The organism is Gluconobacter sp. Dm-44, from assembly GCF_018256175.1.
GTDB classification, from domain to species: domain Bacteria; phylum Pseudomonadota; class Alphaproteobacteria; order Acetobacterales; family Acetobacteraceae; genus Gluconobacter; species Gluconobacter cadivus.
Map to the genome: position 1 here is coordinate 1 of NZ_JAERLZ010000029.1, position 13,635 is coordinate 13,635.

Consider the following 13,635-nt stretch of genomic DNA (forward strand, 5'->3'; position numbering starts at 1 on the left):
AGCTATTCAGCGGGTGCCAATCCTCGATCTGCTCAAAACGCAGATCAAAAGCTACCCCAAAAACCGTCAATCAAATCGCCAAAAGCCTGAAATCAGAACCAAGGCACATCAACCAACGGTTCTTCAATCCCTCCAACTTAGGGCGAAGGCTCAAGACCCTAAACGGCCTCACCCCTTACGAATACATCTGCAAAATCTGGACTTCAGAGCCAGAAAGATTCATCATCAATCCAAACCATCGAAACACGGGACTAAACACCTTATGTGTTTCCAGCCTGATATGATGACCTCCTGAACGACCCTGGCCAGGGTCGTTCAGGAGGTGAGATACAGCGCTTAACATCTGGTAGCCTGACCACGTTTTCTAGCAGGCTGATCTCGCCTCTCTTCACCGTCTCGAACAGTTGACGGCGGCCCGGTTCTGGGACCGCGAACATAAGAAAGAGAGAGTGATATGTCTGCGGAAACCATCATCGGAATAGATGTGTCCCGAGACTGGCTTGATGGCTTCTGTCTGCCCGGAAAACAGAGATTCCGTTTGCAAAATTCACCTGATGGCTATGCCAGATTACTGGAAACCCTTCAGAGTATGCCGGACGATCTCAAGGTTGGGTTTGAAGCCACAGGCGGACAGGAATGGGCACTCTGGCGTGTTCTCATAAGTATGGGGATCAATGCGGTCCAGTTGCCACCAGCACAAATCAAGGCTTTCGCATTCTCCATGGGGAAGAGAGCGAAGACCGACCAGATCGACGCGGAACTGATTGCGCGCTTCATGGTTGTCCGCCCAGAGGCCGGCCGAGCACTGCCAGATGAAAAACTTCAGCTTCTCCGGGCATTAACGGTTCGCAGAGCTCAGATGGTAGACGCGCGTAAACGGCTTTCTGCCCAGATTTCGGCGCGTCGCAAGCAGGGTGTGAGCGCTGAACTGGAGGATATGGACAGCAGTCTCAAAGCATTTCTTGAGAGCCAGATCAGCGAGATCGAACAACGGATTGAAGGAGTCATTGCACAGGGCAAAGAACTCTCTGCCAAAGCAGAACTTCTCCGTTCCATCCCCGGTATCGGCCCGGTATCAGTCGCCATGCTTCTCGCAGAAATGCCAGAACTCGGCCGTATGACAGCGACCGAAGCCGCTGCCATGACCGGACTTGCACCAATGTCTCACGATAGCGGCGCGATGCGCGGGAAACGTGTCATTTCAGGGGGACGAAGATCTCTTCGCCATGTCCTGTTTCAGGCCGGATTGGCAGCTTCATGTCATAATCCGGTTCTGAAAGCTGTGGCAAAGCGCATGAAACAGCGGGGCAAGTCACATAAACTAGTCATCATCGCGATTGCGCGGCGTCTCGTCACAATCGCAAATGCTGTCCTGAAAACAGGCCTGCCGTGGCGCATTAGCCCCGTCGTTTAAACACAGTTGCTAGGAGAACGCTCCAAGTAGGTTACCAAGCCCACTCAACCGAGCAAGCCGCTCTTCAACGTCCAAGAAACCGGGTTGCGTCATGAGCCACTCCTCCAGTCATCACACAAGAGATGGAATTACAGAGAAAAGCTCAAAACCAGAGAATTTTTCGCCCCCTCCAGGTTCGGGTCTGTCGTTTCAGTTGCGAGATTGATGTAAAGCGCGTCCATCCCGCCACACGCGCAAATATTCGAATTCGATTAACTGTTTGTTATTCTCTCCAGCGCAAAATAGTTTCATCACAGATGGAGATATAACCATGACAAGTCAGATCGACTGGGACGCCGCCGAGAAAATGGGACTTGTCCTTCCTCTTTCCGACAGTGAATGCGTCGACATTTCATCTGGCCAACTGAACGTCTCTGGTGCCTCTTATCAGCTTGAAATTCCGCAATCACCATTTCAAAAATTATTAGAAAAACCGATAATGGATGCGACAAGCGACATTAAGTCGGCTGCCAATGAGCTTCTCCAAACTTACGGAGAAAAGGCGGCTATGATCGCAAGCGACCGAGCTACTTTCGCTTCGTATGCTCGGACCAAAGCCCGAAGGGATTTCTGGGTAGGTGTTTTCACTGAAATTCGTCGGACTTCTGTGAAGCAGCTACCTGTCACTGAGAAGGAAAATACCTAGGGCCTGTTAGGTCTTGAAAGACTGGCGGACGTGCATAGCTTTGTGTGATGAGCACGATGCAGTCTGTGATTTCCGATGATGCGTGGCAAGTCTGGGAGCCCCTGATCGAGGCCGTTCGCCCGAAAGGCAAAACGCCGCCGCGTGACCTTCGTCGGACCATCTCGGCCATATTCTGGCGCCACCAGAATGGATCGAAATGGCGCTCCGTCCCGTCGGACCTCGGCCCATGGTGGACCGCAGCACAGCTCTTCCTTCGCTGGACAAAGCTCGGGGTATGGCAGGCTCTTTTCGAGCGATTGAAAGACGGTGACCCGTCCCTCGGCATGGTCTTTCTCGACGGCACAAACATTCGGGCGCATCACAAGGCGGCGGGAGCCGCCAAAAAGGGGGACTCAGAGGCAGCCGAAGCGATCGTGAAGCACTTGGTCGCTCACGTGGAGGCTTTGGCAGCAAGGTCTGTGTCGCTGTAGACGGACGCGGAAAAGCCCTATCGTTTACCCTGACGCCAGGTCAGACACATGAATTGCCGTCAGCGATGGCGCTCCTTAACGCATTGCCGCACGCCCCACGCTATGTCGTTTGCGACCGTGGATACGCCTCGAACCAGTTTCGAGAAGCTTTATGGGACAGAGGCTCGCGCCCGGTCATCCCGCCGAAACGCAACGAGGCTCCGGTCGCCTGCCCCAAATGGGCCTATCGGCACCGACATCTCGTCGAAAACTTCTGGGATCGTCTTAAGGAGTGGAGGGCGGTTGCTACAAGATACGAGAAAACCGCCGCTTCCTTCATGGCCATCATCTGCATCGCAGCAACCGCAGATTATCTCAAGACCTAACAGACCCTAGTGGTCTCTGGCCTATCCGAGGTTAACAATAAGAATTTCAGCCATCGATAATGAAATATAAGAAAAAATCATTTATGAATTTTAAATATCAAAGGAAGCTGTGTGTTACCCTATTAACTATAGTGTAACACAACGCGCCTTCCGCTCCCATGCCTGGGGACACAGCTCCTCCCTGTTCCGCTCTCACAATCGGCGGAAAAGACCCGAAAACCTGCATCCCTGGAGAAAAAGCCCCTGACGGTTCTGATCCGGACCTGTTACACTTTTCGGGATCTGATGCCCAAAGCTCCGAAAACGGCCCCGTCCCGCCAGTTCAGCCTCTTTCCCGAGAGCGCCCGTCTGCAGCGGATTGATCCGGCGACCAACTGCTGGCGGTTCTACCGTCTGACCCTGCAGGATGATCTCTTTGGTGATCCGGTTGCCGCTCAGAAAGAGTGGATGCTGGTAAAGCAGGGTCGGGGCTATCGAGAGGATATGGACGGATGACAGCAAGCGATGTGACGGTGAAAACGAGGGCGCTGCCCTCGCGCTCCCGGCAGGAGCCTCAGGCTCCTGCACCTCGGGGGGGTAACAGGAAGACGCCGTCTGGCGGCGGCGGGGCGCCGCAGACGGGGATGCAGCTGTTTGATCCCTCGGGGGCACGGAAATATCTGACCGTTTCCGAGCGCACCGCTTTCCTGAAAGCGGCCGAGCGGGCGCCGCGCGATGTCCGCACCCTCGCCATGACCTTGGCCTGGTCGGGCTGCCGTCTGTCCGAGGCCCTGGCCCTGACCGCCGACCGGGTGGATCTGGCTGGCGGCGTATTGGTGTTCGAAAGTCTGAAGAAGCGTCAGGACGGGATTTACCGGGCCGTGCCCGTCCCCCCTGCCCTGCTCGACGCCCTTGATCTGGTGCACGGTGTCCGCGAAGCGCAGGCGCGTCGGGACCGGGGCCGCTCCCTGCGTCTGTGGCCGGTGGCCCGCATGACCGGCTGGCGGATGGTGCACCGGGTCATGGATGAGGCTGATCTGTCCGGACCGGCCGCCTCCCCCAAAGGTCTGCGGCATGCCTTTGGCGTGGCGGCGGTCTCCACCGGCATTCCGCTCAATCTCGTGCAGAAATGGCTCGGTCATGCCCAGCTTTCCACCACCGCCATCTATGCCAACGCCTCCGGCGACGAGGAGCAGACCATTGCCAGAAAAATGTGGAATTAGCTCAAACCTGAAAATCGTACAAAATTATTACATTAAATGCGATTGAACATTTTTACGCTTAATCGTAAAAACACAAAAAAGGAATTCGGTATGATAATTGGTCTTCTGAATCAAAAAGGCGGGGTTGGGAAAACGACCCTGAGTGTTAACTTGGCGGCAAGTCTTGCCCATACTGGTGCTCGCGTACTCCTGCTCGATGTTGATCCCCAAGGTAGCGCTTTAGACTGGGCAGCCGCCCGTGAAGGAAAACCACTTTTCCCGGTGGTGGGATTGCCGCGGGCCAGCGTACACAAAGATATAGATCAGATCGGAAAAGATTACGATTATATTATTATCGACGGCCCACCCCGTGTCACCGATTTGGCACGCAGCGCTATCATGGCATCAGATCTCATTCTAATCCCAGTACAGCCTTCCCCATATGATATTTGGGCTGCTGACGAGGTTGTCAAACTCATTGAGGAAGCTGGAATTTATAAAGAAAAATTGAAATCTGCTTTTGTGGTTAATCGTAAAATCGCAAATACGGCGATAGGTCGAGATGTAAAGGAAGCTCTCTCATCATATTCTGTTCCGGTTTTCACATCGAGCATTACTCAGCGTGTGATTTTCGCTGAAGCTGCGGCTCAAGGAAAGTCAGTACACGAAATAGATCCACAGAGTTCAGCTGCCCTAGAAATAGATGCTGTTAAAGACGAGTTGGTGGGATTCATCAAATGAGCGCAAAAAAAATCCAAATAGGTATGAAGCCTACGAACAAAGCCATCTCACCATCAGCTGATGCGTGGGTCGAAACACGGAAAAACCCAGATGAGCCTGAAGCGATGAAACGGCTTACGATTGATGTTCCAGCTAGCTTGCATCGAATGATTAAATCTTCTTGTGCCATGCGTGGGACAAAAATTGCCGATGAAGTCCGTGAACTTCTTTTGCAGAAATACGGAAATCAGTAGAAATTTATAATCGTATTTAAGGTTTTCTGTCTTTTCGGATGAAACGGTGGGATAAGAGAAGCAATAAGATGTCCATTCGCAAAGCTCCAAAAGCAGAAAGCCAAGCAGATTTTTTTGTGCCCACTCTTTATGATGTAGGTACAAAGGACTCTCGTAGTATTATGGATGTAGCGGTCTTTCGCTTATCTAAACGAGATCGCCGTGCAGGTGAGATCATTCACTATGAACTCTCAGATGGTCATGTAACAGTTTCTGGTGGAGCTGCTGGTATGGCCTCAGTCTGGGATTATGATTTAGTCCTTATGGCAGTCTCGCATCTTACAGAACAAATGAACCGCTTCCGTGAAGGAAAAGCCGAACGTCCTAGCCGGATTTTTCGTCCGCATGTTGCAGATGTTTTGCGTTTTTGTCGCCGTTCCGATGGTGGCAAACAAAAAGATGACCTAGTCGAAACCTGCATCAGATTAAACACAACACATGTCGCAGTTCAGAGATTTAAAAAAAATAGTAAAGGTAAAACAATAACTGTTGATGAGGGGGAACCTCTTATTAGTAGATACAAAGTTATAAAAAGCGATACTGGAAAACCAGAATATATAGAAATAGAATTGGCAGATTGGATGTATAGAGAAATAACAGATGGAAAAAATCCAGATGTTTTAACTGTTCACCCAGATTATTTCTTAATAGATCCGGGCATAGGACGATTTATTTACAGGTTAGCTCGCCGTGCAGCGGGAAAGACCGAAGCAAGATGGTCATTTCAAACTATTTATGATCGGAGCGGTAGTTCAGGAACTTTGAAAAAATTCACCGAAAACTTGAGAAAAATTATTAATTCTAACGATTTACCTGAATATAATATTAAAGAAGAACTAGGAAATTCTGGTCCATTATTGGTTATGACTTATAGGAATTCGTCTCTCCAGATGGGGAACAATGCTGGTCCCTAATGTACGGACAGTTCGAATCTGCCTCTACGACACAAGATAGAAGCAGCCTTTTCCATCCTCAACAAGGCAAAAACAGACGTATGGATGTGAACAAACCGTACATTGGGGACCAAATCCCGTACATTGGGGGCCAAATCCCGTACATTGGGGGCCAAATCCCGTACATTGGGGGCAATAAAAACATTCAAGGTACTGAAAACAAACGAATAATCATCCATTTTTTGAGCTAAAACCTTTTAAAACCCTTTAAAACTATCTTGAAACCTGAATGCCTGTGGACAACTTTCCTCTTCCTGACCGCACTCTGAACGCTCTGGCTAACCGTCTGGAGGCTTCGGAAGATTACCGAGTACTCAGACGCCTGCGTCCTTCCGTTCTGAACCACAGACCCGAGGGCAGAGGGCTGCGTACCGGTCTGTTTGTGGATCTGGAGACCACCGGCCTCGATCCCCGACAAGACGAAATCATCGAAATCGGCATGGTCCCGTTCATTTACCGCATCGACGGGATCCTACTTGGAACCCTACCGGCCTTCAGCCGTCTGCGAGAGCCTTCCATTCCAGTACCTTCCCTTGTCCAGGATCTGACAGGGCTGACGCCCGAACGTCTGGCCGGCCAGACCGTCTCGGCTGATGACGTGGCGGCTTTCGCCCCGGATGCCAGTCTGGTAATTGCTCATAACGCCGCATTCGATCGTCCTTTCCTCGAACGTTTCTGCCCGACTTTTGTGAACAGACCCTGGGCCTGCTCCATGGAAGACGTTCCTTGGGAGCAGGCAGGCTTTGAGGGGCGCAAACTGGGACATCTGGGTCTGCAGGCCGGATTTTTCTTTGACGGGCACCGGGCCGTGGATGACTGTCAGGCTGCCATCGCCCTTCTGGGCCATACAGGCTTCCCGGAGAGCCGCTCCGCCCTGTCCCTCCTGCTGGAACGTGCCAGAACAGTCTGGAAGCGTCTGTGGGCCGAATACGCGCCCTTCGAGCTCAAGGATATACTCAAAGCTCGGGGATACCGCTGGAACGACGGTTCCGATGGTCGGCCCAAAGCCTGGTTCATCGACAGGCCGCCCGAAGAAGTCGAAGAGGAGATCCGCTTTCTCTGCTCTGAGATCTATCAGCGGAAGGTGGACATCACCGTCCGTTCCGTCGAAGCCGGAGACCGCTTCACCAACCGGGTCTGAGGATAGGGATTCCGAGAAGTGAAACTGTAACAGAGGTTGGAACAGTCAAAAATCCAGCATTACGGACCTTCGATGGAGGGAAACGAACATTGGCTCTGATGATGGCGGAATCATGCTTGGACCACGCCAAGATGGCTGCCCCAACTGCCGGAGAGACTGACCGTCAAGCCCGGGCAGGGCGAGTTGCATTGCCCTGAAAAGTAAAAAGGCAAGGTTGGAAATGAGCTGTCTGATGTCAATCTTCTGCTCATACTGGCTATTGTTACTGACGGACAGGTTTGTCCGAAAACGCCCCTGTCAGGGTTCACAACTGTGCTAAGAGTATAGGATCACTTTGCAGGCGCGGCTGAGGCTCAAGCGTGATGAGAGTACTGGATACGGTATGGCTTCTGGCGCATTGCCGTATCATCCAGGCTAACAGCTTTTCGTTTTATATTGAAAAACCCAAGCGTTCAGGTTATGAGAGAACATGCCAACGCTTCTTCGCATCAATGGATTTCGTGTTGTGATTTACACGGCAGACCATGAACCGATGCATGTCCACGTGATAAATGCAGAGGGCGAAGCAGTGATCGTGATTGGCAGAAAAGCCCGGCTGATCCGATCAGGCGGCATGAAGGATAAGTCTATCCAGAACGCACTTGAGATTGTTCAGGACAATGCCGGGATGCTGGCCGAAGCATGGGAGACGATACATGGCGCATGACGTGAATTATCAGGCTGCTCGTGAAGCAGGAGACCTTCACAGGACTGCTGTTCCTCATGCCGTGTCTGCACGATTGATCCGCGCACGACGTGCTCTTCATGTCGTGCTCTCGAACGGTGTTGAAATGAGCGTGCCTGTGGACCTGTTGCAGGACCTGCAGGGAGCCTCTCTGGCAGACTTGGCCGAGATCGAGATGACTCCGTTGGGCACGGGTCTTCACTGGCCGCGTCTCGACGCTGACGTTCTGGTGGAGGGACTGATCCACGGTGTTTATGGCACCAGACGCTGGATGGCAGCGGAGATGGGACGTGCCGGGGGATCATCATCGAGTGAGGCAAAAGCCGCCGCTGCTCGGCGGAATGGCGCAAAGGGCGGCCGACCGAAGAAAGTGGCGTGATACAGACGATCAGGCTGTTGATACCGATATCCTCAGGGGTGATCTTCTCATTGCGAGAAGGAAACTCGCCCTGTCCTGGTGGTGTAATGGCTTATGAAAACATCGTTTTGCACAGGACAGCCCAAACAGCGTCTGGGTTTTCTGACGGGAAAGATTCAGATATCGGAGGATTTTGATCGCATGGGGCAGGACGACCTTCTCTCCCTGTTCTTCGGTCTGGAAGGTCATCCGGATGTTTCTCAGAACGACGACCAGTCCGTTCCGGATGAGCCCGGATCGGACGTTGCCGCTGGAGCATGATGAGCACTGTCATGATGATGGGACTGTGACGGGTATGAGGTCATCAGTTCCGTCAGAACAAGATCAGTGTTCGGGAGCGGAGCTGAGGAAGACGTTTCCCCTTTCTGATCTGAGGAAAGACCTTCCAGCCGTTTCAGAATCCTGGGGATCAGAATGGCTAGTCCGATCAGGCTGACCGGGAGCATGCAGGCAATCAGAATCTGGATCATGCAACGATTTTCCCCCGCGACTTCCGGCTTCCGTTCTGAACGATCATAACCCGTTTCCTTCGTCGTTCTGACGCTCCGCGCGGAAGCGGTTCAGCCCCCGTCGTCGCCAGCGTGTTTTCAGGTCAGTGATAGACGGGTTTTCATCTCCCTGAAGCTGCTCTACCAGCTCCAGGAAGGCTCCGAGCAGTGTGGCCCGGTCATCGGCAGTCAGCTCGACGAGACCGGCCTTCTGCACCAGTCCCCCGAGCTCGATCAGATGCCTGGTCCGTTCCCGCCGTTCCTTTACCCAGTCCCGCATGTCGCTCCGTGCCTTTCGTGCCTGATGACGGGCGATCAGGACGTCCTGTCTGCCAATCCGTTTTTCAAGCGTCAGAAGCTGCGTTCTGACGGTTTTCAGTGCCCTTCCGGCTATGCTTCTTTCCGCCTGCCTGAAAGAAGGCGTGTCCACGTTCGCTCCACCTCGCGACAGCTTCCGGTTTGTCCGTGGACTGCTCGACGGCTGCCAGCAGGATCCCCGCCAGAGCCTTAATGGCCAGCGTGTCCGCTCCCGTTGCCTCAACCAGCTCTCCCAGCTGGATGGTCCGCTGCGCTCTGAGCTGTTTCGCTTTTTCCTGAAGGGCTTTCAGTTCGGCATCAATATCCCGCGGTCTGCGCATGTCCCTGTTCCGTTCCGTAAGGTTGTTCTGCATGCCTGCGGCGCAGTGCGCCGCCCGTCACGTCTCTCTTATGACCGACCAACCGTTTACGTTTCGTTAGCGAGTGCGCGCTTATACGTCATTGCATGACGTGCGCTTTTTCAAACTGACCCGCTGACGCCATGGCGATCTATCACCTCTCGGTCAAACTGATCAGCCGTGCGACCGGTCGGAGTGCCGTTGCTGCGGCGGCTTACCGCTCTGCGTCCCGGCTCGAAGACGACCGCCTGCAGAGGACGCATGATTTCACGAACAAGACCGGTGTCGTGCATTCGGAAATCCTTCTTCCGACTGCTGCTCCGGATCGCTGGAAAGACCGTTCGGTTCTGTGGAACGAGGTCGAACGGACTGAAACCCGCAGGGATGCCCAGCTGGCGCGGGAAGTGGAATTTGCCCTGCCCAGAGAGCTGCCAAAGCATGCGGCCATTGCCCTAGCGCAGGACTTTGTGCGCGAACAGTTTGTCGCTCGCGGTATGGTGGCCGATCTCAACGTTCACTGGGATATCGGAGAGGAAGACGGACTGCTTCGGCCCCACGCCCATGTCATGCTTTCTCTGCGGGATGTCGAAGAAGTTTCCGGTCCGGACAGCGCACAGAAACGGACCGGGTTCGGTCTCAAAAGGCGCGAGTGGAACAGGCCGACCCTCTTGGCCGTCTGGCGGCAGCGTTGGGCCGAGCAGGTCAATACCTGTCTGGCGGAGCATGATCTGGATCTGAGCGTTGATCATCGCTCGAACGCAGCCCGGGGGATCGCTCTTGAACCGCAGCACAAAATCGGTGCTGCGGCTTTCCGGCGGAGGGTACGTGGTGAACAGAGTGAGCGTGTTTCGGACCATCTCGGGATTGCACGCCGTAATGGTGACCGGTTGCTGGCTGAGCCTTCTCTGGTGCTGGAAACCCTGACCCGGCAGCAGAGCACGTTTACCCGTCAGGACCTGGCCCGGTTTGTGGACCGGAACACGACGGATCCGGAGCAGTTCGTTCAGGTGATGGCGAAAGTGGAAGCCTGTCCGGAGCTGCTGGCGCTCGGAAAGGACGGACGCGGTCAGGAACGGTTCAGTACGCGCGACATGGTTGCAGTGGAGCAGCGGCTGGCAGAGATGTCTGTGACGCTTGGGCAGACACAGGGCCATGCCATGTCCCTGCGGATCCGGCAGGCTGCCATGCGCGTGCCCGGGCTTGGGGAGGAACAGGCTCTCGCGGTGGGAGAGGTGACGAAGTCCCGCGATCTGTCTGTCGTGGTGGGCTATGCCGGAACGGGCAAGAGCACCATGCTCGGTGTAGCCCGCAAGGCCTGGGAACAGGCCGGGTACCGGGTACGGGGGGCGGCGCTGTCGGGGATTGCTGCGGAAGGCCTGGAAAGTGGATCCGGGATTGCAAGCCGGACACTGGCGTCTCTGGAACTGTCCTGGGGTCATGGAGACGGTCTTCTGGAACGCGGGGATGTGCTGGTGGTTGATGAGGCCGGCATGGTGGGGTCACGTCAGATGGAGCGGGTTCTGTCTGCGGCCTGTGTGGCCGGGGCCAAGGTTGTCCTGGTGGGAGATCCAGAGCAGCTGCAGGCGATCGAGGCTGGTGGAGCGTTCCGGGCGGTGGCGGAACGGGTCGGGTCGGTGGAGATCACGACAGTGCGCCGGCAGCATGAGGAGTGGCAGCAGCAGGCCACGAAGGAGCTGGCGACAGGCCGGACAGGATCAGCACTGGAGCGTTATGAAACAGCCGGTCTGGTACAGGACCATCAGACGCAGGAAGAGGCACTGTCCGGTGTGGTGGGGGACTGGGACACTGGGCGTCAGGCGCATCCCGCAGAGAGTGCGATCATGCTGGCGCATCGGAGGGTGGATGTCCGTGCCCTCAATGAGGCGGCGCGCAGGATTCGTCAGGAGCGTGGCGAGCTCGATGCGGGTGTTGAGCTTGCCGTGATAACCGCTCAGGGAGAACGGCTGTTTGCGCATGGGGACCGGCTGTATTTTCTGCGCAATGACCGGCATCTGGGCGTGAAGAACGGAACGCTGGGGACGGTGCGGGGGCTGTTTGGTCTGGAGGAGGACAGGGTCGTTCTGTCCGTACAGCTGGACGGGCCGGACGGAACAGGCACCGGACGGACCGTGACTGTAAAGATCTGGGAATATGATGCGCTGGATCATGGCTATGCGGCGACCATTCACAAGGCGCAGGGTGTGACGGTGGACCGGGCGCATGTGCTGGCGACGGGGAGCATGGACCGGCATGCGGCCTATGTGGCTCTCTCGCGGCATCGCGACAGTGTGTCCGTCCACTGGAGCCGGGAGGATGTTGGAAGCCGGGACGGGCTGGTGGCGCAGCTGTCCCGTGAGCGGTTGAAGGATACCACGCTGGATTATCCGGTTTGGGGTGAAGACGCCTTATCTCCTAGACGACGTGGCGTGGATGTTTCAGAAAAGGGAATGGCCTCCAGCGCCGGAAAAGAGGGGTCTGTCCCATCCCGGCCCGCGCAGGAACCAGCTCCAGAGCCGCCTGATCTTCTGTCTCCTGAATTTCTGCAGGAGGGACGGGCTGAAGTCCGGAAAGTCTATGGGGACTGGCAGCGCGAGAAGGTGCTGGCCACGCAGGCTGAACGCTGGTGCCAGGACTGGGGGCAGTCCTGGCAGGCCTATGCTCAGGCCGTTCATGGTCTGGTTCCTGGACAGGAGATGTCTGAACAGGTGAAGAGGGATCTGTCTGACTGTGCCCGTGCCCTGCAGAAGGATGCCCCTCTCCGGCAGAGGGTTCTGCGGGACTGGGAGCGTCTGGATCCGGTGAGGAAAGGGGAAGCCTGGTTCAGGACTGTGGTGCGGCAGAATGTGGAGGCGTCCCGGGCGCTGTATGCGGCTCTGTCTGCCCATGAGAAGAGCGCTCTAGAGAGGCTGCAACAGCAGCGCCGGATGCTGGAGGAAAGCCGGAAGCTGCAGATCCGCCGTAGCATTCCGTATCAGCCGGAGAGGGATCGGACACCATGGTAAGTGAAACGGAACGGCGGATTTTTGGTCTGCTGGAGATGGCTGAGCGTCAGCAGGCCCTGTCCGGGGATCTGTTGCAGGAGCTGACACGGGAGAAGGAGGCTCTGGCGTGGGAGCGTCAGGAGCAGCGCACCGCCTATGAACGCTGGAGGCGGGATGTGCGGCAGGCTACGCAGACGGAAGTGCGGCGCGGTCTGGAGGGGATGCTGGCGACCGGGACGGAAGCTGTGCAGCTGACCCTCTCTGGACTGCGTTTCGAACTGAACCATCTGCCGCTGCAGACGACCCGGGCCGTGCAGGCCCTGGAGCGTCTGGTTCATTACGCGACCTGGGAGCTGTTTCTGCGGATTGTGGCAGGGCTGCTGGGGCTGGGAGGCGGGCTGTGGCTGATCACCTCCGGACTCCTGCTGTGGCAGCAGGGACGTCTGGTTCAGCTGGAGGACCGCAAAGCTGTTCTGTCGGAAGAGCTACGGCATATGGAGCAGCGGGAACAGGACTGGAAACAGGCCGGGATGTTGCAGGATATAACCCGCTGTGGCCCGGAGCAGCGATGGTGTGTGCTGACTGATCCCGAAGCCGGATCTTATGGAGATCACGGCGAGTTCAAGGTGCTGCAGGGAGGGTAATCCGGAAGAATTTACGATTATTTAGTAAAGAAAATATAATGTAAAAATTATATATAGGGGAGTAAATATGAATAAAATAGAAAGAAAATAAAAATATCATGAAGGTTACGAATCTTTCGTTGTTAGTCTAGATTGTGAAATAACAGAATATGATTTTAATTGTATTCATCCATTCATACCGGTTTTGATGAATGAAGGTGAGAAAGACATATTTGGTGCAAGCTGCGGGTGTGCCTTTTTCACAGCCGTTGCGATGAGGCGTGCAGATGGAGGGATCGAAGAACCGTTGATTGATGTGCTTGGCTGGTGATTTCAGGCTTTTGGTGATTTGATTGACGGTTTTTGGGGTAGCTTTTGATCTGCGTTTTGAGCAGATCGAGGATTGGCACCCGCTGAATAGCTACGCGCTCGCGTTCAACCTCTCCAGGAACAGAAAGCGCCGCATGTTGTAGACGATATTGGCCAGGCCGATCCTCATGGTGGCCCGGGTGATACCCACGGT

General features: G+C 55.0%; 16 protein-coding genes and 2 pseudogenes. 14 read left to right on the forward strand and 4 right to left on the reverse strand.

Features of this window, described 5'->3' with window-relative positions; all coding sequences use genetic code 11:
* Window positions 1-134: 134 nt before the first annotated feature.
* The 12 genes and pseudogenes from JK213_RS15310 to JK213_RS15365 all read left to right on the forward strand — a co-directional run.
* A pseudogene (locus tag JK213_RS15310) lies at window positions 135-284 on the forward strand (IS481 family transposase); the annotation flags it as partial.
* A 170-nt stretch (window positions 285-454) separates the two neighbouring features.
* Window positions 455-1,414, forward strand: a complete 960-nt coding sequence (locus tag JK213_RS15315; protein ID WP_211571859.1) for an IS110 family transposase — start codon at window positions 455-457, stop codon at window positions 1,412-1,414.
* Between the two features lie 310 nt (window positions 1,415-1,724).
* Window positions 1,725-2,099: a hypothetical protein gene (locus JK213_RS15320; RefSeq protein WP_211571860.1), complete on the forward strand. Its 375-nt coding sequence runs from the start codon at window positions 1,725-1,727 to the stop codon at window positions 2,097-2,099.
* A gap of 65 nt (window positions 2,100-2,164) precedes the next feature.
* Window positions 2,165-2,934, forward strand: a protein-coding gene (locus JK213_RS15325) for an IS5 family transposase (RefSeq protein ID WP_211571868.1) whose coding sequence is annotated in 2 segments (ribosomal slippage) — window positions 2,165-2,501 and window positions 2,501-2,934 — 771 coding nt in all. Because the reading frame shifts where the segments join, the coding sequence is not laid out codon by codon here.
* Between the two features lie 285 nt (window positions 2,935-3,219).
* Entirely contained in the window at window positions 3,220-3,429 is a 210-nt protein-coding gene (locus JK213_RS15330) for a WGR domain-containing protein (RefSeq protein ID WP_211571861.1), read from the forward strand.
* A 128-nt stretch (window positions 3,430-3,557) separates the two neighbouring features.
* The gene (locus JK213_RS15335) at window positions 3,558-4,136 is read left to right on the forward strand and encodes a site-specific integrase (RefSeq protein WP_211571869.1); all 579 of its coding nucleotides are present in this window, start codon (window positions 3,558-3,560) and stop codon (window positions 4,134-4,136) included.
* A 90-nt stretch (window positions 4,137-4,226) separates the two neighbouring features.
* Window positions 4,227-4,856: a ParA family partition ATPase gene (parA, locus tag JK213_RS15340; protein ID WP_211571870.1), complete on the forward strand. Its 630-nt coding sequence runs from the start codon at window positions 4,227-4,229 to the stop codon at window positions 4,854-4,856.
* Window positions 4,853-5,089 carry a hypothetical protein gene (locus JK213_RS15345; protein ID WP_081109572.1) on the forward strand — a complete coding sequence of 79 codons (237 nt, stop codon included), beginning with the start codon at window positions 4,853-4,855 and terminating at the stop codon, window positions 5,087-5,089. The genes parA and JK213_RS15345 overlap by 4 nt, the downstream gene beginning before the upstream one ends.
* 68 nt (window positions 5,090-5,157) lie before the next feature.
* Window positions 5,158-6,042, forward strand: coding sequence for a replication initiator protein A (locus JK213_RS15350; protein WP_231100940.1), 885 nt, complete (start codon window positions 5,158-5,160; stop codon window positions 6,040-6,042).
* Between the two features lie 268 nt (window positions 6,043-6,310).
* Complete coding sequence (locus JK213_RS15355) at window positions 6,311-7,222, forward strand: 3'-5' exonuclease (protein WP_211571862.1); 912 nt, start codon at window positions 6,311-6,313, stop codon at window positions 7,220-7,222.
* A 469-nt stretch (window positions 7,223-7,691) separates the two neighbouring features.
* Window positions 7,692-7,928 (forward strand): DUF4160 domain-containing protein, encoded by a 237-nt coding sequence (locus tag JK213_RS15360; protein ID WP_062446233.1) that lies wholly within the window; start codon window positions 7,692-7,694, stop codon window positions 7,926-7,928.
* Window positions 7,918-8,325, forward strand: coding sequence for a DUF2442 domain-containing protein (locus JK213_RS15365; RefSeq protein WP_062446236.1), 408 nt, complete (start codon window positions 7,918-7,920; stop codon window positions 8,323-8,325). The genes JK213_RS15360 and JK213_RS15365 overlap by 11 nt, the downstream gene beginning before the upstream one ends.
* A gap of 239 nt (window positions 8,326-8,564) precedes the next feature.
* Here the strand turns inward: JK213_RS15365 and JK213_RS15370 are convergent, their stop codons facing one another.
* The 3 genes from JK213_RS15370 to JK213_RS15380 all read right to left on the reverse strand — a co-directional run bounded on the left by JK213_RS15370 (window position 8,565) and on the right by JK213_RS15380 (window position 9,490).
* Window positions 8,565-8,834 carry a hypothetical protein gene (locus JK213_RS15370; RefSeq protein ID WP_211571863.1) on the reverse strand — a complete coding sequence of 90 codons (270 nt, stop codon included), beginning with the start codon at window positions 8,832-8,834 and terminating at the stop codon, window positions 8,565-8,567.
* 43 nt (window positions 8,835-8,877) lie between these two features.
* Window positions 8,878-9,132: a conjugal transfer protein TraD gene (locus JK213_RS15375; protein ID WP_211571864.1), complete on the reverse strand. Its 255-nt coding sequence runs from the start codon at window positions 9,130-9,132 to the stop codon at window positions 8,878-8,880.
* Between the two features lie 64 nt (window positions 9,133-9,196).
* Entirely contained in the window at window positions 9,197-9,490 is a 294-nt protein-coding gene (locus tag JK213_RS15380) for a conjugal transfer protein TraD (protein ID WP_211571865.1), read from the reverse strand.
* A gap of 161 nt (window positions 9,491-9,651) precedes the next feature.
* On the opposite strand from JK213_RS15380, the gene traA reads away from it, so the two are divergent.
* Entirely contained in the window at window positions 9,652-12,510 is a 2,859-nt protein-coding gene (gene traA / locus JK213_RS15385) for a Ti-type conjugative transfer relaxase TraA (RefSeq protein ID WP_211571866.1), read from the forward strand.
* Entirely contained in the window at window positions 12,504-13,133 is a 630-nt protein-coding gene (locus JK213_RS15390) for a hypothetical protein (protein WP_211571867.1), read from the forward strand. The genes traA and JK213_RS15390 overlap by 7 nt, the downstream gene beginning before the upstream one ends.
* 400 nt (window positions 13,134-13,533) lie before the next feature.
* Here the strand turns inward: JK213_RS15390 and JK213_RS15395 are convergent.
* Window positions 13,534-13,635 (reverse strand): annotated as a pseudogene (locus JK213_RS15395) (IS5/IS1182 family transposase); the annotation flags it as partial.

Coding starts and splice junctions, on each gene's coding strand:
- JK213_RS15315 (WP_211571859.1), top strand. CDS start 455: ATGTCTGCGGAAACCATCATCGGAATAGATGTGTCCCGAGACTGGCTT.
- JK213_RS15320 (WP_211571860.1), top strand. CDS start 1,725: ATGACAAGTCAGATCGACTGGGACGCCGCCGAGAAAATGGGACTTGTC.
- JK213_RS15330 (WP_211571861.1), top strand. CDS start 3,220: ATGCCCAAAGCTCCGAAAACGGCCCCGTCCCGCCAGTTCAGCCTCTTT.
- JK213_RS15335 (WP_211571869.1), top strand. CDS start 3,558: ATGCAGCTGTTTGATCCCTCGGGGGCACGGAAATATCTGACCGTTTCC.
- parA (WP_211571870.1), top strand. CDS start 4,227: ATGATAATTGGTCTTCTGAATCAAAAAGGCGGGGTTGGGAAAACGACC.
- JK213_RS15345 (WP_081109572.1), top strand. CDS start 4,853: ATGAGCGCAAAAAAAATCCAAATAGGTATGAAGCCTACGAACAAAGCC.
- JK213_RS15350 (WP_231100940.1), top strand. CDS start 5,158: ATGTCCATTCGCAAAGCTCCAAAAGCAGAAAGCCAAGCAGATTTTTTT.
- JK213_RS15355 (WP_211571862.1), top strand. CDS start 6,311: ATGCCTGTGGACAACTTTCCTCTTCCTGACCGCACTCTGAACGCTCTG.
- JK213_RS15360 (WP_062446233.1), top strand. CDS start 7,692: ATGCCAACGCTTCTTCGCATCAATGGATTTCGTGTTGTGATTTACACG.
- JK213_RS15365 (WP_062446236.1), top strand. CDS start 7,918: ATGGCGCATGACGTGAATTATCAGGCTGCTCGTGAAGCAGGAGACCTT.
- JK213_RS15370 (WP_211571863.1), bottom strand. CDS start 8,834: ATGATCCAGATTCTGATTGCCTGCATGCTCCCGGTCAGCCTGATCGGA.
- JK213_RS15375 (WP_211571864.1), bottom strand. CDS start 9,132: ATGCGGGACTGGGTAAAGGAACGGCGGGAACGGACCAGGCATCTGATC.
- JK213_RS15380 (WP_211571865.1), bottom strand. CDS start 9,490: ATGCGCAGACCGCGGGATATTGATGCCGAACTGAAAGCCCTTCAGGAA.
- traA (WP_211571866.1), top strand. CDS start 9,652: ATGGCGATCTATCACCTCTCGGTCAAACTGATCAGCCGTGCGACCGGT.
- JK213_RS15390 (WP_211571867.1), top strand. CDS start 12,504: ATGGTAAGTGAAACGGAACGGCGGATTTTTGGTCTGCTGGAGATGGCT.